The organism is Streptomyces sp. NPDC001852 (assembly GCF_042891825.1).
Classification (GTDB): domain Bacteria; phylum Actinomycetota; class Actinomycetes; order Streptomycetales; family Streptomycetaceae; genus Streptomyces.
The window spans coordinates 259,998-282,412 of record NZ_JBIATN010000001.1 but is presented as its reverse complement, the minus strand read 5'-3'; the positions used below and the strand labels follow the sequence as shown (position 1 = coordinate 282,412).

The 22,415-nt window shown below is 70.1% G+C and carries 18 protein-coding genes and 2 pseudogenes; 4 read left to right on the top strand and 16 right to left on the bottom strand.

All coding sequences use genetic code 11. The features are described 5' to 3' along the window. Nucleotides 1-587: 587 nt before the first annotated feature. From ACFYZB_RS01210 to ACFYZB_RS01170, 9 genes are all read right to left on the bottom strand, one after another. On the bottom strand, nt 588-896 hold the full coding sequence (locus ACFYZB_RS01210; protein ID WP_351205528.1) for an EthD family reductase: 309 nt from the start codon (nt 894-896) through the stop codon (nt 588-590). A gap of 24 nt (nt 897-920) precedes the next feature. Then, nucleotides 921-2,576, bottom strand: coding sequence for an alpha-keto acid decarboxylase family protein (locus ACFYZB_RS01205; RefSeq protein WP_388752806.1), 1,656 nt, complete (start codon nt 2,574-2,576; stop codon nt 921-923). Nucleotides 2,577-2,595: 19 nt separating this feature from the next. Next, nucleotides 2,596-3,411, bottom strand: a complete 816-nt coding sequence (locus tag ACFYZB_RS01200; RefSeq protein ID WP_388752803.1) for a hypothetical protein — start codon at nt 3,409-3,411, stop codon at nt 2,596-2,598. Nucleotides 3,412-3,416: 5 nt separating this feature from the next. Beyond that, nucleotides 3,417-4,451 carry a sugar phosphate isomerase/epimerase family protein gene (locus tag ACFYZB_RS01195; protein WP_388752800.1) on the bottom strand — a complete coding sequence of 345 codons (1,035 nt, stop codon included), beginning with the start codon at nt 4,449-4,451 and terminating at the stop codon, nt 3,417-3,419. Nucleotides 4,452-4,470: 19 nt separating this feature from the next. Continuing rightward, entirely contained in the window at nt 4,471-5,385 is a 915-nt protein-coding gene (gene iolE, locus ACFYZB_RS01190; protein WP_388752797.1) for a myo-inosose-2 dehydratase, read from the bottom strand. Then, nucleotides 5,382-5,906 (bottom strand): hypothetical protein, encoded by a 525-nt coding sequence (locus tag ACFYZB_RS01185; protein WP_388752794.1) that lies wholly within the window; start codon nt 5,904-5,906, stop codon nt 5,382-5,384. The genes iolE and ACFYZB_RS01185 overlap by 4 nt, the downstream gene beginning before the upstream one ends. Further along, nucleotides 5,903-7,015 carry a ferritin-like protein gene (locus tag ACFYZB_RS01180; protein ID WP_388752792.1) on the bottom strand — a complete coding sequence of 371 codons (1,113 nt, stop codon included), beginning with the start codon at nt 7,013-7,015 and terminating at the stop codon, nt 5,903-5,905. The genes ACFYZB_RS01185 and ACFYZB_RS01180 overlap by 4 nt, the downstream gene beginning before the upstream one ends. Next, nucleotides 7,012-8,937, bottom strand: coding sequence for a GMC family oxidoreductase (locus ACFYZB_RS01175; RefSeq protein WP_388752789.1), 1,926 nt, complete (start codon nt 8,935-8,937; stop codon nt 7,012-7,014). Before ACFYZB_RS01175 ends, ACFYZB_RS01180 begins: the two co-directional genes overlap by 4 nt. A gap of 76 nt (nt 8,938-9,013) precedes the next feature. Then, on the bottom strand, nt 9,014-10,300 hold the full coding sequence (locus ACFYZB_RS01170; protein ID WP_388752787.1) for a glycoside hydrolase family 15 protein: 1,287 nt from the start codon (nt 10,298-10,300) through the stop codon (nt 9,014-9,016). Between ACFYZB_RS01170 and ACFYZB_RS01165 the strand changes: the two genes are divergently transcribed. Both ACFYZB_RS01165 and ACFYZB_RS01160 read left to right on the top strand, forming a co-directional pair. After that, entirely contained in the window at nt 10,299-10,499 is a 201-nt protein-coding gene (locus ACFYZB_RS01165) for a hypothetical protein (RefSeq protein WP_351205510.1), read from the top strand. The two genes, ACFYZB_RS01170 and ACFYZB_RS01165, sit on opposite strands and share 2 nt — an antisense overlap. A 1,048-nt stretch (nt 10,500-11,547) precedes the next feature. Beyond that, nucleotides 11,548-11,936: pseudogene (locus ACFYZB_RS01160) on the top strand (MFS transporter); the annotation flags it as partial. Nucleotides 11,937-11,994: 58 nt separating this feature from the next. On the opposite strand, the gene ACFYZB_RS01155 reads toward ACFYZB_RS01160, so the two are convergent. The 4 genes and pseudogenes from ACFYZB_RS01155 to lnt all read right to left on the bottom strand — a co-directional run bounded on the left by ACFYZB_RS01155 (nt 11,995) and on the right by lnt (nt 16,814). Next, nucleotides 11,995-13,914, bottom strand: a complete 1,920-nt coding sequence (locus ACFYZB_RS01155) for a helix-turn-helix domain-containing protein (protein WP_388752785.1) — start codon at nt 13,912-13,914, stop codon at nt 11,995-11,997. 76 nt (nt 13,915-13,990) lie between these two features. Continuing rightward, a pseudogene (locus ACFYZB_RS01150) lies at nt 13,991-14,580 on the bottom strand (SDR family oxidoreductase). A 54-nt stretch (nt 14,581-14,634) separates the two neighbouring features. Next, nucleotides 14,635-15,114 (bottom strand): NUDIX domain-containing protein, encoded by a 480-nt coding sequence (locus ACFYZB_RS01145; protein ID WP_351205506.1) that lies wholly within the window; start codon nt 15,112-15,114, stop codon nt 14,635-14,637. Nucleotides 15,115-15,203: 89 nt separating this feature from the next. Further along, entirely contained in the window at nt 15,204-16,814 is a 1,611-nt protein-coding gene (lnt, locus tag ACFYZB_RS01140; protein WP_388752782.1) for an apolipoprotein N-acyltransferase, read from the bottom strand. A 430-nt stretch (nt 16,815-17,244) separates the two neighbouring features. On the opposite strand from lnt, the gene ACFYZB_RS01135 reads away from it, so the two are divergent. After that, entirely contained in the window at nt 17,245-18,213 is a 969-nt protein-coding gene (locus tag ACFYZB_RS01135) for an O-antigen ligase family protein (RefSeq protein ID WP_388752780.1), read from the top strand. 58 nt (nt 18,214-18,271) lie between these two features. Here the strand turns inward: ACFYZB_RS01135 and ACFYZB_RS01130 are convergent, their stop codons facing one another. Together ACFYZB_RS01130 and ACFYZB_RS01125 are read right to left on the bottom strand one after the other, a co-directional pair. Then, a complete protein-coding gene (locus ACFYZB_RS01130) occupies nt 18,272-18,811 on the bottom strand; it encodes a hypothetical protein (RefSeq protein ID WP_388752777.1) in 540 nt (179 codons plus the stop codon). 94 nt (nt 18,812-18,905) lie between these two features. Beyond that, complete coding sequence (locus ACFYZB_RS01125) at nt 18,906-19,691, bottom strand: glutamate racemase (RefSeq protein WP_388752774.1); 786 nt, start codon at nt 19,689-19,691, stop codon at nt 18,906-18,908. 57 nt (nt 19,692-19,748) lie between these two features. Between ACFYZB_RS01125 and ACFYZB_RS01120 the strand changes: the two genes are divergently transcribed. Continuing rightward, entirely contained in the window at nt 19,749-20,924 is a 1,176-nt protein-coding gene (locus ACFYZB_RS01120) for a glycosyltransferase (RefSeq protein ID WP_388752771.1), read from the top strand. A 6-nt stretch (nt 20,925-20,930) separates the two neighbouring features. Here the strand turns inward: ACFYZB_RS01120 and ACFYZB_RS01115 are convergent, their stop codons facing one another. Next, a complete protein-coding gene (locus ACFYZB_RS01115; protein WP_388753474.1) occupies nt 20,931-22,280 on the bottom strand; it encodes a TerD family protein in 1,350 nt (449 codons plus the stop codon). Between the last annotated feature and the right edge of the window lie 135 nt (nt 22,281-22,415).

Genomic DNA, 22,415 nt, shown 5'->3' with positions numbered 1-22,415 from the left:
CGTCGGATCAACGTGTCGGCACAGGCAGGAAGAATCAGGTCAGGGCACATGTGGTGGGACACCACAGTGCGCGGGCCGGCCATGCGGCGCACCCGCCATCCTCGCCTCTCCTGTACTCCTGCGGCCTGCGACGCCGAGAGGGTGGAAGGCTGCCGGCCCGGGAAGTCCCGCCGCGGGGGCAGCGGAACTCCTGCGCGGGCAGCGTCGGCCAGGCCGCCGCCAAGCGCGCGTCGGACACGTCCTCGACGCCGGTCATCCGGCTCCAGCGGATCGAGGACCACACGGTGAGTACGCGCGCTCGTGCGGTGGACCGGGCTGGGGCGGGTTGCTTCCATCAGCCGTTGCCCGGTCTGTGCGCGGTGCGGAAGGTCACCCGCGTCGGGCGGACAGGCGAGAGCGCGCTGGGGACACTGACGGCCGCCGAGCGGATGCGGCTGTCCACCGACGACGGGGACGGCTTGGAGCCGGCGATGCCGTGGCTGTCCGAGAGCGGGCTCCCGCCGGGCTACACGACCGCTCCGAGGCCTCTGAGGGCAGTTCGGGCCCGTGGCACCCGACGCCCCCGCAGCATCATGCGATGCCCGCGGTCAGACCTCCTCGACATCTGTGAAGAGGAGCCGCACACCGCCAGTCGCCAGTTCGAAAGCCTTGGCGACGAACGCCGATGCCTCTTCGGTCGTCACGGCCCTGCTGGCCGTGTCGTAGTCGGCGAAGTACATGTCGAGTACGCGATAGGCCGGGGTCGCGCTGCCGTCCTCCTTCGGCCAGACCTTCGCGCTCTCGATCCGCTGGACTCCGGGGATCTTCCGCGCCAGATCCACCTGCTCCAGGTGCCCCGCCTCGAAGGCCTCGGGAGATTTCGGGTTCTCGTAGATCGCAGTGATCTTCGTCGGCATCATTCTCTCCTTGTGTCGAATGCGCTACTGCGCTTTCCACTTCGCATTGTCGGGAATCGATTTGTCCGGCACTCGGACCTGGATGACGGACGGGCTGTCCAAGTTCTTCAGAGCACCCATCACGGCATCACCCAGCTCTCCGTACGTACCGACCTCCCACCCCCGACAACCGAACACCTCCGCCAGACGGCTGTAATTCCACCGGTGCAGGACGCACGGCTTGTAGAACGGTTTGTCGGCATGGAAAACCGATGCATCAGCGAGCCACTGCTCCACGGCGTAGACGCCGTTGTCGATGACGAAGATGATCGGATTGAGCTTGAAGCGAGTCTGCGTCGAGAGGCATTGGGCGGTCATCTGGAAGCCGCCGTCACCGGTGAAGACCACTACCCTCTGGTCGGCCCGCTTCGCCAGGCAGATACCCGTCGCAGCCGGCGCGCTGTAGCCGATCGATGAGTACGACGACTGAACGACGAAGCCGCCCGGTCCCGGCACGTCCAGCAGCAGGCTCCCGAAGTAGTTCATGCTCGCATCGGCACCGACGATGGTTTTCCTGTCGATGTACTGCTGGATGAAGTTGTAGAACCCCTGGTACGTGATCACATCCGACGGGCGTACGACCGGCGCGTCATGTGCCGGCTTCTGCGGCATCTCCCGCACCTTGAGCGTGAGCTTTTCCGCCAGTATGCGGTCGATCAGATGCTCCAACGCGACCTGTGCGCCGAAGTAGGTTCCGAACTTGACCGCGTCGAACGACGCAAATGCGGTCTTGTCGTAGTCCGGGTCCCAGCCCAACGAATTGATGTCCGTCAGCCACACGCCGAGGGCCAGGACGAAATCAGCCGTCCTGGCCAGATCTGTAACGGCCGGCGCTGATGCCTGGCCGTCTAGTACGCCGACGAACAGCGGATCATCCTCGGACAGCACGGACTTACTGAGGAGTTCCGTGACGAACGGGATGTTCAGCTGCTGTATCAGACTCATGACCTTGTCCTGCAGGCCGAGCCGGTCGACCTCCACACCCACCCAGATGAGCGGGTTCTCTGCGCTTTCAAGCTTTGCGCGGATCTGTTCGACCGACTGTTCCAGACTGGTCTCGTCCGACAAGGTCCTGGCCGGCTTCAGAACGCCCCTCGGCGGCTCGCATTCCATGTCGACCATGTCCTGGAGCAGCTCGATGTAAATCGGGCGCCGTTCGGTGATGCACTGGGTGAGTGCATAATCCATCAGCGCCGGCGCAAGGTCCGGGTTGTCGATGCGTACGGTGGCGGCCGTAATGTGCTCGAACGACTGCATGTCCGTTTCGCGTCCGCTGATGAAGTGGTGCGCGCTGAAGCCGGTCTGCTCGAAGGTGATGGTCTTCTTTATGCTCGGTGTGCCGTTGATCAGTACGAGCGGCACCTTCTCGACGTAGGCACCGGCGACGGCGTTCACGGCACACAATGCACCTGCGGAGTAGGTGACACAGAGGGCCCCGATGCCCTTCAGTCTCGCGTATCCGTCCGCCGCATAACCGGCATTCACCTCGTTGACTTCTTCTATGATTTCGATGCTGCTCGGCGTGACGTAGCGGTTCAACCAGTCTATCGAGTAGTCGCCCGCGATGGCGAACAGATGCTCCAGGCCCAGTTGGCGGAGCCGGTCCACCAGGTACTGTCCCACGGTGCAGGTCTCGTTCATGGCGTGAAAACCTCCGCGGTCAGTAGTCGCTCGCGCCGCCGAACAGCCGGGGCATGTATATGTCGAATATCCCCGGGCACTTGCGTTCGGGATACCGCTGGAGCATGAAGTCCTTGAAGGCGTCGCCTGCCAGCCCGTTGCCGATTGCCTGCCGAGCGGCCGAGAGGTACTCGATGTTGCGAGCGACTTCATTTTTGTCGGCCGGCAGGCCGTGGCCCGGCATGAACAGATCGCAGTCCGACAGCAGCATTTCCTGGAGCACCCTGATCCAGTGGCCCATATGCGTCGTCAGGTACAGATGGGTGCCGCTGTAGATCAGGTCCTGAGCGAAATACACACCCAGCTCAGGAAGCCTGATGGTCAGGTGGAAGTCGATTTCGGTTTCTGTCACCCGATCGAATACGTACCTGACCCCGTCGATCGTCTCGGTGCCGGGGCCGACGGCCTGCTTGGGCACGACTATCTGGTCCGGAGCGAGGTCGCCGAGTTTCCAGTGGTCACTTCTCGAGGCTTCTCCGTGCTCTTGGATGAAGCTCATGGTCTCGGGCAGCGCGTAGATCGCGATGTCGCTGAACGCCGTCCCCAAACCGAACCAGTGGTCGGGGTGCCGGTGGGACAGGTACAGCCTCTCGATCGGCTTGCCAAGGCTGTCCGCGTAGTCCCTGAACGCCCTTGCATAAGGAACGAGAAACTGCCCGTCGACGAGGACGAGCTGGTTCCTGGTCTCGATGATGTGCGTGGCGTTCGCAATATTGCTGTATGCGAAGGACGACACGAACGTGTGAATACGGACATCGCCTGTCCGCTTCACGACCATGATGATGGGATCTGACACCTGGGCTAGCATTCGGGACCTTTCCGAGGTACTCGGGCGGAAGGAGCGATGATCTGCTCTCGCAGTTCCTCCAATGCGGCCCTCGCGATGTCGTAGGCGCTGTCGACGTCGGGCACCGGGTCGTCCTCACCTGGCCGCCAGAAGCGCCTGCGTGCCATGCGCATGGAGCTGACGAACGGCGGGATCGCGTTGAACACCTCGATCAGGTACGGCCCGCGATACACCGGCTCGATCTCGTTCAGGATGATGTCCCACGGGATCCAGCTGTCTTTCACCGCACCCCGGTCGGGCGCGGATATGTGTACGTAGTGGAGCCGATCCTGCCGGGCTGCTTTGGCGACATTTTCCTTGAAGACCGACGGGCCCTGGCTTTCCATCAGGACTTGCGCGATGTCGATCGTCACGCCGGCCTGCGAGTACTCGAGGCCGTCGAGGAAATCCAGTGCCTCCGACACCATGTTGGGTGGGGGCGTCTCCCAGCTCTTGACGGGCTCGATGGCGAGCTTCACGTCTCGCGCGGCGGCGTACTCCGCCAGATCCTCGAAGACGGAGCGCGCCGCGTGGTAGCGCGACTCCATCCAGTCTTGGAGGGCATCGCTCCATATCGGCTCGTCAGCGTCCGTGACCGGAAAGACGCCGTAGGGGTAGAGGAACGGCCCTGACATGATCGAGTCGCCGCCCAGGACCCGCGTGATGTCGACGCGTGACTTGAGGTAGGACAGAGCCTGCCGGCGCTGCTCCTCGTAAGGTGAAGTCGGGTCGAAGGTCCGCGTGGTCCCGACATTGGTCGTGAACTTCACGTCCTTCAGCCCTGCCTGGTCGAATGCCTTCTTGAGGGCGACATAGCTGTCGGTCTCGAGCTTGTGGTCGACGGTCGCGGGCCGGGAGGCGATGTGCAGGTCGAAGCCGTCGTAGCCCATGTCGGTGAGGGCCTTCAGATGATTGATCAGGACGGCTGTGTAACGTGAGTCCTGCGGCCTCAAGTCGGCCGTGAACATGAAGAAGCTGAAGAACACGTCCCGTTTGAATGTCGCGTTCATTCCCGGTGTCCTCCGTTCACTACCAGCCCAAGACGTCGGCGAGGTAGGCGCGGGCCTTCTTGGCGTACTCCAGCGGGGTGGCCTTGTTCGGATCCTGCTCGGCTTCCACGACCAGCCACCCCCGGTAGTCGGCGTCGGCCAGCGCCTCGAGGATGGGCCGGAAGTCGATCGCGCCGTCTCCGGGCACGGTGAAGACGCCGAGCTCGACGCCCTCCTGGAACGACAGGCCTTCTTCCCGCACCCGGCTCACGACCTCGGGCCGGACGCTCTTCATGTGGACGTGGCCGATGCGGTCGGCGTAGGTCCGGGCCAGGTCCAGCGGATCGTCGCCGGCAAAGGCCATGTGGCCGGTGTCGAGCAGCAGGTGGACCAGGTCCGGGTCGGTCGAAGCCATCAGCCGGTCGATGTCGGCCCGCGTCATCACGCCAGTGCCCATGTGATGGTGATAGCTGAGCCTCATCCCGGCCGAGCCGGCGATCTTGCCGAGCTCGTCCAGGCCCGAAGTCAAGGCGTCCCACTGGGCGTTGGTGAAAACCGGGCGGTTGGCGAACACGTCGACGGGCAGCAGATGCGACGAGGCTCCGAACTCGGCCACGACCAGCTCGGTCCCGCCCAGCGCCTTGATATGGGCCAGCGTCTCCTCGAAGGCGGCGATCGTCTTCTGCCGCATCTTGCTGATCGTGAAGTACGTGCTCGTCCAGGGCTCGGACACCTGAAGGCCGCGGAGATCGAGGGCGGCCTTCAGAACGGCGGCGTCCGAGGGGTACTTGTGCCCGATGCTGCAGCCCTGGAAGCCGGCGAGCGCCATCTCGCTCACCGCCTGGCCGAAGGAGATGTCGGCGTCGATCGCGGGGAAGTCGTCGTTCCACCACAGGGTGCAGCAGACGCCGAGCTTCACCTTGTCCGGGCCGAGGCGGTCGGCCAATCCCGTCATTTCGTCGCCCCTTTCAGGTAGCGGTCCTCGATCCGGGGCGGCTGAGCCCAGGAGCCGTAGCCGGGCCCCTTGGCGCCTGGAGGATTGGCCCCGATGGCCCGCCACAGCAGCCCCTCCTGGTAGGAAGCGGCGGTGACTGTGGAGGATTCGCCCGCGGCATGAGCCCCGTAGCAGTCGGTCCACTCGGGTGGCAGCGCGTACCACATCCCGGCGTACCAGAGTTTGATCACGTTGCGGGCCACCGGGCCGAGGCGCTCGTCGCTGAGGATCCGGTGGCGCAGGGCCCGGTCGAACAGGTCCCGGTCGAGCGGGATCCGGTCATGGCCACCGGTATCACCGGCTGCGTCGGCCCGGGCCGCCCGGTGGGCGTCCAGGAGGGCGGTGACGGTCTCGTCGCCGCAGGCGGCCCGCACTTTGGCCCAGTACTGGTGGGCCAGACCGGTGCCGAGCAGGTCGGTCTCCTCGAAGGCGGTCAGGTCGACCGACAGGCGGAGGAACTCCTCGAACGACGGGGCGGTCACCGTGTCACCGCCTGCGCTGTCCCACCGGCGGACCGGGAGACCTCCGGATCGGAGCCGACCGCGGTCGGGATCTCGAAGGTAGGAGCGGCGTGGAGGCCGTCGCTGCCCGGCAGGGGGTTGCGTACCAGCCGGTTGAACCCGTCGCGCAGGCGGAACATGTCGCAGACGGCGTCCTGCAGAAGGTCTGGCTGCCCGTTGAACGCTCTGGTGAGCAGGGCGAGGAAGGCCCCGTACTGGGCGTTGAAGTCCCGGGCGGCACGGGCGAGTTCCGAACCCGCCGGGAAGTCGGCCAGCCGGGCGCTCACCTTCACCTTGTACACATCGTCCCAGCTGATGCCGAGCGGCGGCCCCGAAGGCGCATCGGGGTCGTCGCCCACCTGGTAATAGCGGCCGAGCTGCAGCTGCCGGAACCGGTAGTAGTGGGCCAGCTCCCCGTCCGCGTCGTAGATGCCGGAATCGAGGCCCTCGCCCTGAGCGGCGATGAAGCGCAGCGCCCGGCAGGCCGAGTCCAGGTCTGAGACGACGATCACCCCTCCGCCGCCGGAGTAGAAGTACTCGGCCCCCACCTGCAGGGCCGGATCTCCGCAGAAGAGCTTGGGGTCGCCGGCCGCCACCTTCTCGAGCCCTTCGATGATCTCTGCGTAGAACTCGCCGATGCTGTAGAAGCGCATCCCCTCGGCCGTCGGGCTGAAGGCCAGTACCCGACTGCCGCTGTCCGGTGTGCGCAGCAGCCGTGCGTCGGCACTGGGGGCCTGGCCCGGCCGCTCGATCTTGCAGAACGTCTCCACCGCCTCGGGGGACAAGGGCCGCAGGTCGACGGTGAAGTCGTTCTCCCCGTCGGGCAGGTAGGCCGGGTAGGACGGCACGAAACCGGGGCGGGTCAGATCGGGCGTCCCCCCGATGGCGTTCAGGACGTTGGCGACGAGCGTCAGGTGCAGCATCTCCTCCACCGCGACCACCCGGATGATGTGGGCGGCGTCGGAGTTGGTGGTGGACCGGATGGAGTAGTACGCGGTCAGGTAAGGCGGGATGGTTGCGTGCTCGAGCGCCATCGCCACGTGCAGATAGCTGATCAGGTCGTCACGGTTGTTGATGGTCGACGCGGTCACCGGGCCACCTCCTGAGTGCGGCGCAGGCCGGCTCCGGTCGAGGTGACGGCGATCGGTGCTGTCTCGGAGTCGAGCTGGGCCAGCATGGCGCGGCTGCTGCGCAGGCACAGGGCGGCGATGGTGAGCGTCACGTTCGACGTGCCCACGGTGGGCATGCTTCCCCCGCCGACCAGGTAGAGGTTCTCGTGATCCCAGCACCGCTGATCCGGGTTGACCACCGAGGTCGACGGGTCGCGGCCCATCATGTGGGTGCCGGCGAGATGGTTGCCCCCTCGGATCTCGTACCCCTCGCCGGCGTGGACGGCGTAGCCCCAGAAGTCCGGGTCGTACTCGGTGTGGTCCTCGGCTCCGAGGCGGGCGAAGATCCGTTTCGACAGCTGCCGGGCGTACGCCACCCCCCGCATCGTGTAGTCGGGGATGTCGTAGGTGAGGATGGGCCGCATGTTCCCCAGGTGGTCGGTGTAGGCCGGGTCCACGGTGATCCGGTTGCTCGGGTTGGCGGGGACCTCGACCATGAACGCGAACTGCAGCTGGCGGGACACCTGGTCCACCAGGCCCTGGCGGAGGGACTCGCCGTAGCGGCCACCGGCGTCCACCAGGTCGATCAGGTCGGTCATCGGCGCCCCCCGGGCCCAGCCCCAGCCGTCGTTGTGGATGTCGACGCTGAATGCCGCCTGGTGGCGTCGGAAGCGGCCGCCGCGCAGGTCGGTGATGCCGCCCGTGCAGTTCGTGCCCCGGAAGGTGCCGGCCACCTCCGGTAGCAGGGCCCACGCCAGCAGGTAGGCGTGGTCCATGAAGTTCCGCCCCATCAGGCCGCTCGAGCCGCGCAGGCCGGAGGCCAGCATCAGCCGGGGGTTCTCCACCGCGTTGGCCGCCAGGATGAACAGCCGGCCCCGTGCCCTCATGGTGCTGAAGCCGGGGCTGTCGGGCCGGTCGTAGCGGCGGTACTCGATCTCGGTCACCCGGCGGGTCCGCTCGTCGACGTGCACCTTGTGGGCCACCGCCTGGGCCACCAGGTCGACCCGGCCGCTCTGGAGGGCCACCGCGAGGGTCTTCCCGGCGTGGTACTTGGCCTGCACCGGGCAGATGGGCACGCAGTTGTTGTTGCCCTGGCACCGCCCGCCGACCTCGACCTGGTACGTGCTCACCGCCCCTCGCGGCACGTAGCCCTTCCCACCGTCGAAGGCCGGGTTCGGTATTCCGTTCCGCCCCTGCGGGAACGGCCGGACCCGCAGCTCGCACCGCTCCCCGTCGAGCTCGACCGGCATCCCGTCGAGGTCCTTGGCGACCATCCGGTCCAGGTACGACAGGGGCAGCCCCTTCATGGGGAACACGTAGCCCTCGTCGAAGGTGATTCCGAGGTAGGCCTGGTCCTCCACGTCGGCGGAGACACCGATCTCGCGTTCGGCCTCGTTGTAGTACGGGGCGAGGTCCTCGTAGGTGAGGGGCCAGTCGGTCCCCTCGCCGTAGAGCGTACGCAGACGGAAGTCCTCCGGGAGCATCCGCAGCGTCTTGGCCTCCCAGTGCATGGTGGTGCCGCCGAGGACCCGGGTATAGGTGGTGTCGGTGGCGAAGAGCCCGCTCTGGACGATGTAGGCCGAGGCGTCGGGCGCGCCCGGGAAGACGCGCCGGGCGTCGGTGCCGCGGGGCATCGGAGCGTTGGCGACGACCGGGTAGGGGGACTGGTTGTCCTTGGTGGTGGCCGAGTAGAAGCGGTCGAGGTAGCTCTCGTAGCCCCTGAGGGTGAGGTCCTCGGCGGGGCCCGCTTCGAGTATCAGTACCCTCTTGCCGGCGTCGCTCAGCCGCGAGGCGATGAGGGCGCCGGCGATTCCGCCGCCGACGATGACGGCGTCGTAGAGAATCCCGGCCGCCGCCGCGGGGTCGGTGCGCTTCGCAGCCCCCTCGGGGAACTTCGCGTACATGGGGCAGTCACTCCTCCGCTGCCAGGCGCGGCCCAGACCGGCGTGGTGGGGGTGGTTCGAGTCGGTCGGCCACGGGTCACTCGGCCTCGGCCCGGGCCCGCATGGCGGACAGGAAGGCGGCATAGCTCCACGTCAGGTTGTGCACACTGCGCTCGAAGCCGGTGGTGCCGTCGAACTGCTCGGAGAGCTCCAAGTTGTCGCTGTGGTAGACGACGGCCCGCACCATGGCGTCACCGGTCGCCGTCAAAGCGGCGGCGGCTGCCGCCGGGGCCGTCGAGGCGTCGATGCCGGACTGGGCGAAGAAGGGTGCGGACAGGTCGTCCATGGGCACCTTGCCGCTCGACTTGATCCCGGCGGCCAGCTTGTAGTGCAGCTCGGCGACGTTGCACGTGGAGAGGGCCCAGGGGTGGCCGCCGAGCACCGGGTGCGCGGTGTCACCGTCGTAGACGTCACCCGGGTAGCGGCCGAACAGCGGCCCGATACCGAACGCTTCCTTGTCGGCCTTGTTGACCGGGTAGAAGGCGATGCCGCCCTCCTCCCACTGCGAGCGCAGCTGGGCCGCCGTGGCCAGCAGCTTGGTGTCGGTGACGGGAACGGCACCGTAGACGGCCGACTGGACGATGTCGATGTTCGGGTCGTAACCGCTGACGACCGGATTCTGGGGCGAGGGCTGGGTCCCGTCACCGGGGTCGGCCAGCATGCTCACGTACTTGCTCCCGTCCCAGTGGCCTGCGAGGGCCTGGCGCAGCCACTTGATGGCGGGCCGCAGTCCGGTCGGCTTGGCGATGCCGACGACGGTCGAGGCCTGGATCTCCTCGAAGCAGCGCAGCTGGGCGGAGCGGGCGAAGAAGCTGTACCCGCTGTGCTCCTCCCACAGGTTCGTGGTGGGGCCCTGGTAGACGCCGAGGAGGTAGGCCACGTTCGAGTTGACCAGGTCGACCGCCCGCTTCTGGGTGCCGACATCGAGCTGGTCGTAGGCGGCCAGGATGGTGATCGTCTGCAGGGCCGGACCGTCGTTCTGCTCGGTCCACGGGCGCGCGTCGCCGGCGATCTTGAAGCAGGCGTGACCCTTGGTCAACGGCGGCTGGGCGTTGGAGTGGCAGAGGTCGGCGAACTGCACGTAGTCGTTGAGCGTCTGCACCGTCCCGCCCGGGCGGGTGGGCAAGCCGGCCTTGGCCACCTCCATGGCCGTGATGGCCCCGTCACGCACCCAGTTGAAGACGTAGTCCTCGTCGATGCCGGGGGTGTCGGCCGGGAAGGACGGGGCGGCGATGATGCAACCCGGCTTCGAGTCCCGGGAGATGTCGCCCGGCGACTCCGGATCACTGAAGACGAAGCCGTCACTGGCGATGTTCCGGAACATGAAGGTGTACATGGTCGGCACGAGCGACGGCAGATCTACCGCTTCTGGAGAAAAGGAGATCTGGATGTTCGACCGCGCTCGGGAAGTGTCGGCCGGCCGGTTCGTGCGGGCGGGCGTGGTGTTGGGCTCGGACATGCTGAACTCCCCCGATGTCTTTCGAACGGGACTATCGGATCCGGTCGGTGCCCTGGTGGTGTGACCCAAAAGGCTTGAAACCGTGTGCGCCCATGAGTTGCCTGGGTGCAGATTGTTCATGGGGACTTCGATGGTGTCAGGCTGCGAGTTGGTATCGCTGCCGGTAGCCCCTGGCGCGCAGATTACGGCCGTGACACGGACGATATGCGGGAATTATCGGTACCTCTGAGTGGGCCGCGGGCGCGCTCCGGTCGACGGGACTTCCACTGACCCGACCGGTTGCAGTGATCTGAATGAGCATCAGAACCCGTGCCTGTACGCAACTTCCGCGGCGACGCGCGGTGCCGCGGGGCTGCGTCCGTGCCACACGCATGCCGGGGAGGGCAGGCGAACCGATCGCCTCGGACTCAACTTTTCGCCCTGGGGACGCGGCGAGGAGAGCGACGCACGACAATACCGTCAGACCTGCGCTGACACTCTGCATCACATGTTCGAGTCGATGCCATTCCCATAATCGCGTCAATAGGGAATACATCCGTTCGTCCCCCCGTTTTCTCAAGAAAGCGCGCGATGCAGAGAATTTTCGGCAGCAGTCCTCATGGCAGCTTTTCGCTGAACGTCATCGAGAAATTTTGAAGCAGCCTGAGACGAGACCGTTCCAACGCGATGGGTGTGCCATCTGGCATGCCCCTCATCTTTGCGTACCGCAGGCTACAGTTAGCCGGGCAGGGGCCGCAAGAGGAAATTCCGATGTTACGTATGAGGTTGGGGTAGGCGGGTGCATCTCACTGTTGCATAAATCTGCGCCGAATCCTGGTGGTGCACGTGAGCATCTCCTCCGTTCCATTTACCAATGCCCGTATCTGGGCTCCGGTGCACGTCGGCGCCCTCGAAGCGATCGACCAGGGTCCCACGACTGGCTGGACGACACACTGCGGCGAGGGCCTGCGGCAAGCGCGGTCAGTGGTTCCCGGCGACCTTCCGTACGCCGGCGTGTGACTCCGTGGTTGGCCGGCCTGAGCATCACGACTCGCACGCCCACCGGCTGGCTCTGCGCCGGGTGGGTCCGGCGTCGGCCGGGCGTGGGACGCGTGGAGCACAGGGCGGTGGTCCCCTTCTTCTCCCTCGTGGACACGGGTCGTTGGGCGATCTGGTCCTGACTGTGACCGTCGGGCTCGTGTTCCACGGTGCGATGTACGCGCCCCATGCCGCCTTCTTCGCCGAGATGTTCGCCGCGAGGATGCGGTACTCGGGCGCGTCCATCGGCGCCCGGTTCGCCTCCGTGGCGGCCGGCGCGCCGGCCCCGCTCATCGCCACCGCGCTGCTCGACGACCACGGCAGCTCCACCCCGATCGCCCCGCGTGTGATCGCCGCCGCGGTGCTCACCCTGGTCGCGGTGGGCGTGGCCCGGGAGACGCGGCACCGGGTTCTCGCCCATGTCGAGGCCGAAGGCGGCGAGTCCGCAGGCGTGGGTGCTGCCGCCGAGGCACGGACGGTCTGACGGGCCTCTGAAGAGGAGCCTGCACGCCCGGCCCCCGTACGGCACGTCCGTACGGGGGTCAGCGTCTGTCCGGGGCCGCCAACCGGTGCAGCCGCAGCGCCAGTTGGATTTCCAGGGCGCGGGCCGGGGTCTGCCAGTCCTCGCCCAGCAGCCGGCCCACCCGCTCCAGCCGTTGGGCGACCGTGTTCACGTGGACGTGCAGCGCGTCCTTGGTCCGTGCGGGGCTCATCCCGCAGGCGAAGTAGGCGTCGAGGGTGCGCAGCAGTTCCGTACCGCGTCGCTCGTCGTAGGTCACGACCGGGCCGATGGTGCGGTCGACGAAGCCGGCGATGTCCCGTTCGCCCGCGAGGAGCAGGCCGAGGAAGCCGAAGTCCTCGGCCGCCGCGCCGTCCCCGGCCCGGCCGAGCAGGTGCAGCGCCTCCAGGCAGCGGCGGCCCTCGGCGTAGGCGGTGGCGACGGTCTCGGGACGGGTGGTGAGCTCGGTGACCGGGGCCGAGGCGCCGACCGTGACGGATTGGTGGACGGCCGTACCCAGCTGGCGGGCGGTGCGCCGGGCCAGGTCCGTGGCGGTGTCGCCGGCGGTGAGCGGCAGCAGCAGGACGGCGCCGCCGTCGCGTGCCGCAGCCAGACCGTGCCGGGTCGCGGCGAGGTGGGAGGAGGCCGACCAGAGCCGGCGGCGGGCCGCGGCCTCCTCGTCGGCGTCGGCGGCCGGGCCGTCGAGGCGTGCGGCGAGCACGACCTGGGTGGCGTCGAGGTCGGCGCGCAGCCGGGCGGCGCGTTCGCGCAGCAGGCGAGGATCGCGGTCGCGCGCGTCGAGCAGGTCGTCCAGCAGCTCGCCCCGCACCCGTTGCTCGGCCTCGGCCGCCGAGCGGCGGGCGAGCAGGAGGAGCGAGGTGACCATCGCCGCGCGCTCCAGGGTGCGCTGGTCGACGGGGTCCAGGCCGGGGTGTCCGCGCAGGACCAGCGCGCCGAGGAGTTCGCCGCCCGCGGCGACCGCGGCGATCCAGTCGTCGCCGTGCCGTACGGCGTGTCCCTCGGCGCGGGACGCCTCGAGCGCCTCGGCCGGTGCCGCGTCGGCCTCGCCGAACTCCACGGTGCCGTCGAGGACTTCGGAGACGGCGGCGGCCACGTCGTGCACCCCGCCGCCGCGCAGGACGAGTTCGGCGAGCCGGTCGTGGACGTCGGAGGCGCGCTCGATGACCGCGCTGCGGTCCCGGATGATCTCGTTGGCGCGCTCCAGACCGGCCAGGGCGGCGCGGGTCTCGGTGAGCAGGTTGGCGGAGTCGATCGCGGCCGCCGCGAGCGCGGCGAAGGAGCCGAGCAGGGCGATCTGCTCGCGTTCGAAGACGCGTGCCCTGCGGTCGGCGGCGAAGAGGACGCCGATGACGTGCGGGCCGAGCATGAGGGGGACGCCGAGGATGGCGACCAGGCCCTCGTCGCGGACGCCGGAGTCGATGGTGAGGGTGTGCTGGAAGCGGGCGTCCTCGAAGTAGTCGTCCGTGACGTACGGCCGGGTCGTCTGGGCGACCAGGCCGCCGAGGCCCTCGCCCATGCCGAGGCGCAGCTGCTGGAAGCGGGCGGAGACCGAGCCCTCCGTGACCCGCATGTAGGTGTCGCCGCGCGCCGGGTCGTTCAGGGTGAGGTAGGCGACGTCCGTGCCGAGCAGGGAGCGGGCGCGCTGCACGATGGCCTGCAGGACGGCGTCGAGATCGCGCAGTCCCGCGAGGTCGTGGGCGGTCTCGAACAGCGCGGACAGCTCCGCCTCACGGCGCCGGCGCCCTTCCAGCTCGGCCCGGACCCGCAGGGCGAGCAGCTTGGCCCGCTCCAGCGCGGCGATCCGGTCGGCCCGTCGGCCCTCGGCACGGGCGAGCAGCACCGGCTGCTCGTACGCCTCCGCGGAGGCGTCGCGGGCCAGCAGCTCGAGGTAGGCGGCCTCGGCGCTGCCGCTGGGTGCCGACTGAACGTGATCGCGAGACATGGTCACAGGATTCCGCATCGCGGGCCCGGCCCGTCAGGCCTGTGGAAAACTCCGCGGCCGGGCGCCGCCGGACGCTTCAGTGGGCCGTCCACCCGCCGTCGAGCACCAGTGAGGTGCCGGTGACGAAGGACGCCTGCGGGCTGCACGGGCAGGCCACGGCCTCGGCGACCTCCTCCGGTTCGATGAGCCGCAGGACCGGGCTGTCTTTCAGCAGGGTCTCGGACAGCACGCGTTCCTCGGGGATGCCGTGCGCCTGCGCCTGGTCGGCGATCTGCTTCTCCACCAGGGGCGTGCGCACATAGGCCGGGTTCACACAGTTCGAGGTCACCCCATGGGCCGCCCCTTCCAGAGCGGCCGTCTTCGACAGGCCCTCCAGACCGTGTTTGGCGGACACATACGCATCGGCGCCGGCGGCGTCGAGGTCGGTGGGTCCACGACCTGCGGTGCGACGGCCCCCGGCAGATCACCGGCGCGGTCCGCCTGCTGGGCCGGCTCGGCCTGGCCGGCCGTGTCGCGGTCGACGGCCCGCACCTTCGCTCCGGCGGCCGCCAGCCCCAGCACGCAGGCGCGGCCGATGCCGCTCGCGGCACCGGTGACGAGGGCGGTGCGGCCGCCGAGGTCGAGGGGCCCGGGGTGAGCGGTGGGCGGCACGCTGGACGAGGTCATGTGCCGACCCTGAGCGGAACCCACTCGTCACCACATGTGGTGGCCGCCCATACTTCAGCCCACAGTCGTCGGGTCAAACCATGTGGGTGCCTCAGTCATGGCCTGCTTGATCCGGAAGCGCCCGAAATCGTTGAGCTCGGGCAGCGCGTCCACCGTGAACCAGCCCACTTCCAGGGACTCGTCGTCGTTGACCCGGGCCTCGCCGCCCACGGCGCGGCAGCGGATGGTGATGTCCATGTACTGGCACTGGTCGCCGTTGGGGTAGGTGACCGGCTCCAGGGCCTGGACGAGGACGACACGCTCGGCCACGCAGTGCACCGCCGTCTCCTCGAAGACCTCGCGCACGGCACAGGCCGCGGGCTGCTCACCTGGCTCCGGGATGCCCCCGATCACCGACCACTGGCGGGTGTCGGTCCGCCGGCCCAGGAGCACTCTGCCCTCGTCGTCGAAGACGATCGCGGTGATGCCGGGGAGCCAGAGCAGTTGCCGGCCGGCGGAGGCCCGGAGGGTGCGGATGAAGTCAGGAGTAGCCATGGGCCCGACCCTAACGGGCCGGACCCATGACCTCCGGTCGGTTCAGCGGGTGCACGCACCGGTTCAGGGGGCGTACGCCGGTCGTACGGCTATGCGCCACCGGCGCGCCGACGGCGCAGCCCGGAGCCGACCGCCCAGCCGACGCCGCCCGCGGCGACCAGCACCAGGGCGATCTCCGGGAGGATGCCGAGGTCGGTCGCGGGGGTCCTGGAGGTGCGCAGCGGCACCTTCTGGACGAGGTAGGCGGGCACGAACATGCCGGTCCGCTGGGTGATCTTCCCGTCCGGCATGATGACCGCGCTGACACCGCTGGTCACCGGCACGGTGACGGTGCGGCTGTGCTCGACGGCGCGGATCCGGGACATGGCGAGCTGCTGGTAGGTCATCTCGCTGCGGTCGAAGGTCGCGTTGTTGCTCGGCACGGAGATCATCTCCGCGCCGTGGGTGACCGTGTCCCGCACGGCCCAGTCGAAGGCGGCCTCGTAGCAGGTGGCGAGGCCGACCTTGGCGCCGTCGATGTCGAAGACGCCCGGAGTGCTGCCGCGGCTGAAGTCCTGGCGGACCATACCGGTCCAGTTCTTGTTGACCGCACCGACGAGCCCGCGCAGCGGGAGGTACTCGCCGAACGGCTGGATCTGCCGCTTGTCGTAGGTCTGCGTCGGTCCCTTGGCCGGGTCCCACAGGATCTGCTCGTTGAGCAGCTTGCCGTCGCGCTCCACGACGCCGCCGACCGAGATGGGCACGCCGACCGCCTTGGCCGCCCCGTCGATGACGGCGGCCGCGTCCGGGTTGGCGAAGGGGTCGATGTCGGAGGAGTTCTCCGGCCACAGCACGTAGTCGGGCTTCGGGGTCCTGCCCGCCTTGATGTCGGCGGCGAGCCTGAGCGTCTCGCGCACGTGGTAGTCGAGCACGGCCCGGCGCTGGGCACTGAACTCCAGCCCGGAGCGGGGCACGTTGCCCTGGATGACCGCGACGGTCCTGGTGCCGCCCTCGGCCTTGTCGCTCACCAGCGGCCGGGCGGCGACCGCGCCCGCCACCGGAACGGCCACGCTCAGCAGCGCGGCGGCCGCCGCGCCACGCCGCACGGTCCGGCTCCGGCCCCGCTCGGCGACCAGCCGGCCGGCCTCGTACAGGCCGAATCCGCACAACACGACCGCGAAGCCGAGCACGGGTGTGCCGCCCACCGCGGCGAGCGGCAGGAAGACGCCGTCCGCCTGCCCGAACGCGATCTTGCCCCAGGGGAAGCCCCGGAAGGGCACACGCGCGCGTACCGCCTCTCCCGCGATCCAGACGGCGGCCGCCCACACCGGCCAGGCCGGCAGCCTCGAGACGGCGGCCACGCCGACGCCGACGAGGGCGATGAAGACCGCCTCGATGGCGACGAGGGCCAGCCAGGGACCGGCACCGACCTCCACGCCGGTCCACACCAGCAGCGGCAGCAGGAAGCCGAGCCCGAAGAGGTAGCCGAGGCCGAGGGCCGCCTTCCAGTCACGGCCGCGCAGCACCCAGCCGAAACCGGCGAAGGCGGGCAGTGCCAGCCACCACAGGGTGCGCGGCGGGAAGCTGACGTAGAGCAGCACTCCGCAGAGCGCGGAGGCGACGGCCGGGACCAGGCGCAGCAGGCGGCCGCGGAACACGCTGGGCGCGGGGGACGGCTGGAGCTGGTCCGGCTGGTCCACGGAAGTTGCGGTGACGGTCACCCGGGTGAGTGTACGGCGGCTGCCCTGGCCGCCGACAGCGCGGTTCGCGGGCCGGACCGGCACCGCGGAGCACGGTCGTCCCTGGTCGCCGCGCATCCCGGTCGGCCGGCGCGCCTGGCCCGGTCCTCGGGGCCGGCGCAATGCCCCGACGCCGCGTCCTCGCGCACGACGTCGCCACCGCACGACCGCGACGTTCCGCCGCATCTCGTGCCCAAACCGGTCATCAGCCGCTACGGTGAGCCCAGCCTCGGCAGTGCGGCCGGATCCGGCGCCGTACCCGGCCGTGGCCTGGCGCGGGGTCGGGGACCGGGAACGAGGGGCAGCGGTGGGGTCGACGGGGACGAGATCTGCGGCCGGGGGGACGGGGTTCGCGGCCGGGGTGGACGCGGGCGCGGCCGACGTCAGGCGAAACGTTTCTGACGGGGCGGGCATGGTCCTGCTGGGCGCCTGCGCCGGCTGGTCGCTGATCACCGCGGCGGCGCATGACGGTCGGCCGGAGGGCATGCTGCTCGCGGTGCTCGCCATGGCCGCCGGTCATGCCGTCGGCCGGGTCTCGGGGGCACTGCTGCCGGTGGCCGCGCCGTGCGCCGGCGCGGCGGCCGGACTGGCGCTGGCCCTGGCCCTGCCCGGTCTCTCCGCGGGTCCCCGGTACGCCGCCCCGCTCGGTCACGCCGGTGGCACGGCGGCCCTGCTGACGCTGGCCACGGCTGCCGCGTGCTGCGCCGCCTGGGCGACGCCCGTACCGGAGCTGAGGCTGGTGCTGCGGCTGCCGGCCGTCGGGATCGTGCTGACCGCGGCCGTGCTGGGGTCGGTGGCCGGGAGCGTGGCGAGCGCTGCCGTACTGCTGTGTTCGCTCGCCGCGGGCTCGGTGTCCCGCCGGGGCGTCTGTCTGCTGGGCCTGGCCGTGTCGGCGGCGCCGGCGGCCGGCACGGCCTGGGCTCTCGCCGCCGGCGTACTGCCGGGCGGGCTCGCCCGGGTCCTCGAAGGCCGGCTGGGCGCACACCGGGTCGCACTGTGGCAGGACGCCCTGCACCTGTCGGCCCGCAACCGCGGACTGGGCATCGGCCCGGGACGGTTCGGCGAGCTGGGCGGCACGGCCGCGCAGCTGTCCCCGGACGGCAGGCCGCACTCCGCCCTGCTCCAGCTCGCGGCGGAGCAGGGCGTCGTCGGGGTGTTCCTGTTCGTCGCCGCGTTCTGCTGGCTGCTGCACTCGCTGTGGCGCTCTCCCCGCTCCACTCCGATCGCCCTGACCGCCGGGGCGGCCCTGACGGCACTGACGGTGTTCGCCGCGGTGAGCAACGCGCTCAGCTTCACCGCGGTGACCGTGGGCGCCGGGCTGCTGGCCGGGTGGGCGACGGCCCGTCCCTGGGCGCGCGCGGGCGCGGAACTCCGGCCCTGACCGGCGTGTTCCCTGCGAGCGGAGGTGTTCCCCCTGTGCCGCTGCGCGCCCCGCTGCCTCAGCGGCCCGACCCCGGGGTGATCGTCCGCAGCCGGCCCCTGATGACCCGGACCGCCGACTCGGCGTTGTCCACGGTGATCGTGAAGGTGTGGCCGTCCCACAGGCGCAGCACGATGCCCTCGCCACGGCGTACGACCACGGCCGTGCCCTTCTCGGGGCGCCAGCGGTAGCCCCAGCCGCCCCAGTGCCGGGGCGTGACGAGGGCGGTGAAGTCGGCACCGGCGACGTGGGAGAGCGGGATGCGCCGGCGCGGCAGCCCCATGTGACCGCAGCGGACCTCCACGCACTCCTCGTCGAGCCTGAGGTCGACGTGCACGAAGGCGAGCGTGCCGAAGAGGACCAGCAGACCGGCGGCGATGCAGCCCACGACGGACATCGCCAGCGGGGCGACGCCGGAGGTCCAGGCCGAGTCCACGGCCAGCTCGATACCGAGCGCCATGCAGGCCGCGCCGACCAGCGCCAGCAGCCACTGGACCCGGTTCGTGGCGCGCCCCGTCCAGACCTCGGGGCCGTCGTCGGCGTGGCGGTGGTCCCTCATGTCTATGAGATTACTCAGGTTTCGCTGCGCGGGTAGGTCGTGGCAGAGGGTGACTGACCCGGGTGGACCACGGCGGGCCGCCACCCCCGACCGGTCAGCGGACGGGGCTGACCGCCTGCAGGAAACGGCCCTCCTCGTAGGACAGCGCCGTGTCCGGGAGCGTGGCCTCGCGGCCGCTGAGCAGCACCGTGAGGGTGGTGTCGGCGGCGGCGGCCGGGGCCGGCTGCGCGCCGATCCGGCGCAGGGCCTGCGCGGCCACCGCCCCGGCGGAGCCGTGCAGCGCGAGCGGCGGACGGCCGGGCCGCTGGACGGCTGCCCGGATGCGCTCGCCGACCAGCTCGTAGTTGGTGCAGCCCAGGACGACGGTGGTCACGTCCTCGGGGGTGCGGGCGGCGGCCGCGTCGATCGCGGCGTCGATCGCGCTCTCGTCCGCGTGGTGCACCGCGTCCGCGAGGCCGGGGCAGGGCACCTCGGTGACGGCCACGCCGTCCGCGAACTGCTCGATCAGATTGCGCTGGTAGGCGCTTCCGGTGGTGGCGGGGGTCGCCCAGATCGCGACGTGCCCGCCGCCCGCCGCGGCCGGCTTGATCGCCGGGACGGTGCCGATGATCGGCAGATCCGGTTCGAAGCGGGCCCGCAGCACCGGCAGGGAGTGCACGGACGCGGTGTTGCAGGCGACGATCAGGACATCGGGCCCGTGGCCGGCGGCGGCCTCGCACACGGCGAGGGCCCGCTCGGTGATGTCCTCCGGGGTGCGCGGCCCCCAGGGCATCCCGTCCGGGTCCCAGGAGAGCACGAGATCCGCGTCGGGCCGCAGCCGCCGTACCGCGGCGGCGGCGGGGAGCAGACCGATTCCGGAGTCCATGAGCGCGATCTTCACCCGGCCACGATAGACGATGGGGCCTTGCGGGCCGGTCCGGTGGGGCAGACTGCGGGCGTGAGCGCCCTGCTGTGGATCACCGTCGCGTCGCTGGCCGCGTGGTGCTGGCTGCTGCTGTGCCAGGGCTTCTTCTGGCGCACGGACATCCGGCTGCCGCCGCGCCGGGAACCGGACGCATGGCCGTCGGTCTGTGTGGTCGTACCGGCCCGGGACGAGGCAGCGGTGCTGCCCGCGAGCCTGCCGTCGTTGCTGGCGCAGGACTATCCGGGGCGGGCGGAGGTCTTCGTCGTGGACGACGGGAGCACCGACGGCACCGGGGCGCTGGCCCGTGAGCTGTCCCGGCGGCACGGCGGGCTGCCGCTGACGGTGAGCGCGCCGGGTGAACCGCCGGCGGGCTGGACGGGCAAGCTGTGGGCGGTCCGGCACGGCATCGGCCTGGCACGCGCGCGTGACCCCGAATACCTGCTGCTGACGGACGCGGACATCGCGCACGCGCCGGACAGCCTGCGCACGCTGGTGGCGGCGGCCCGTGCCGGGGGCTTCGACGTCGTGTCGCAGATGGCGCGGCTGCGGGTGGAGAGCGTGTGGGAGCGGCTGGTGGTCCCGGCGTTCGTCTACTTCTTCGCGCAGCTCTATCCCTTCCGGTGGATCGGCCGGAAGGGGTCGCGGACCGCCGCGGCGGCGGGCGGCTGTGTCCTGCTGCGCACCGGGATGGCCGAGAAGGCCCGCATCCCGGACGGCATCCGGCACGCCGTCATCGACGACGTGGCGCTCGCGCGTGCGGTGAAGGGCGCCGGCGGGCACGTCTGGCTGGGGCTGGCCGACCGGGTGGACAGCGTGCGGCCGTATCCGCGGCTGCACGACCTGTGGCAGATGGTCTCGCGCAGCGCCTACGCCCAGTTGCGGCACAACCCGCTGCTGCTCCTCGGTACGGTCGCCGGGCTGGCGCTGGTGTACCTGGTGCCGCCCGCCGCGGTGGTCGTCGGAGCGGCGGGCGCCGGTGCGGCGACGGCGGTCCTCGGCGCCCTGGCGTGGTCCGTGATGGCGGGGACGTACGTGCCGATGCTGCGCTACTACCGGCAGCCGCTGTGGCTCGCTCCGCTGCTGCCGTTGACCGCGTCGCTCTATCTGCTGATGACGGTCGACTCGGCCGTGCAGCACTACCGGGGGCGCGGGGCAGCCTGGAAGGGCCGGACGTACGCGCGCCCCGATGCCGTGCCCGACGAGGGCTGAGCCCGGTCACTTGCGGCCGGGTGTCCAGTTCATGCCCCATCCGTAGGCGCGGTCTATGGTCCGCTGCGGGCTCACCCCGCGCTCCGGCACCAGATACCGCGCCTCGCGCTGCACCAGGAGATCGCCGCCGGTGTTGGTGATCAGGGCGAGCGCGCACACCGTGGACGGCACGGTGCACTCGTCGAGCGAGAAGTCGATCGGGGCGCCGTGCTGCGGCTGGAGGGTGACGGTCGCGTGCAGGTCGGCGAAGGAGTCCGCGCCTTCGTAGATGGTGACGAAGACGAGGATGCGCCGGAAGTCCCGCGTGTGGTCCAGGTTGATCGTGAGGTTCTCGCCGCTCGCCACGGCACCGGTGCGGTCGTCGCCGTCGAGGTGGATGTACGGCGGGCGGTGCAGCGAACCGAAGGCGTTGCCGAGGGCCTGTACGACCCCTTTGCGGCCGTCAGCGAGTTCGTACAGGGCGCACAGGTCGAGGTCGATCTCTCCTCGCCCGGCTCCCCACCGGCTGCCCCAGCCGGAAAGCTGCCTGCGCATCTGCCAGTTGAGGTTGACCCGCATGGCGCCGGAGGTGCCGCCCTGCTTGGCGAGCGAGACGGAGGGTGCCGCCTTGGTGAGGGTGACCTTGGACAGGCGGACGGGCCGGGCTTGCGGAGGGGTCGCCGGCGCGGACGAAATGGCCGGGGGCGAGGCAGGCGCGGGCGGCATGGTCGGGGGCGCCGTGGTCGAGCGTGGCGGTGCGGGGGCCGGGGCGGAGGGCGGGGGCGTTGTCACCGGGGCCGGTGCGGGTGGCGGGGGCGGGGTCACCGGGCGCGGCGCGGCGGGCGGTGCTGCGTGCCGGGGTTCGTCCACCGTGATGCCGAAGTCCGTAGCCAGGCCCTCGAGTCCGCTGCCGTAGCCCTGACCGACGGCACGGAACTTCCAGCCGCCTTGACGGCGGTAGAACTCACCGAGCACGAAGGCCGTCTCCACGGTCGCGCCGGTGCTGTCGAAGCGGGCGACCACCCGGCCGCTCGCGACGTCGGTCACCTCGATGTAGAGGCCGGGGACCTGCCCGAAGGTCCCGCCGTCGGCGGAGGCGGCGAGGACGATCCGCTCGATCGCGCCCTCCACGCGCGCGAGGTCGACGAAGAGGGTGTCGGCCACGCCCGCGCCGACCGTCCTCTTGCCCTCGTGCCGCACCGCGCCGGAGGGATGGGCGGGCTGGTTGTAGAAGACGAAGTCGTCGTCGGAGCGGACCTTGCCGGTGGCGAGCAGCAGCGCGGAGGCGTCCGCGTCGGGCACGCCGGGTCCGGAGCGCCGGCCCAGTTCGACGCGCAGCGCCGTGGTCGGTACCGGCGTGTTCGACCCCTTCAGCATGGACATGCCCGCCCCCATTCGCGTCGGCTTCCGTACACCCTCGTCGTCCGGATCTTCTCTACCCACACAGCCCGTCCTCCGGTATGGCGAACCCCGTGACCGGCGCAGGAAGATCACCGGCCAACTGCCGGTAAC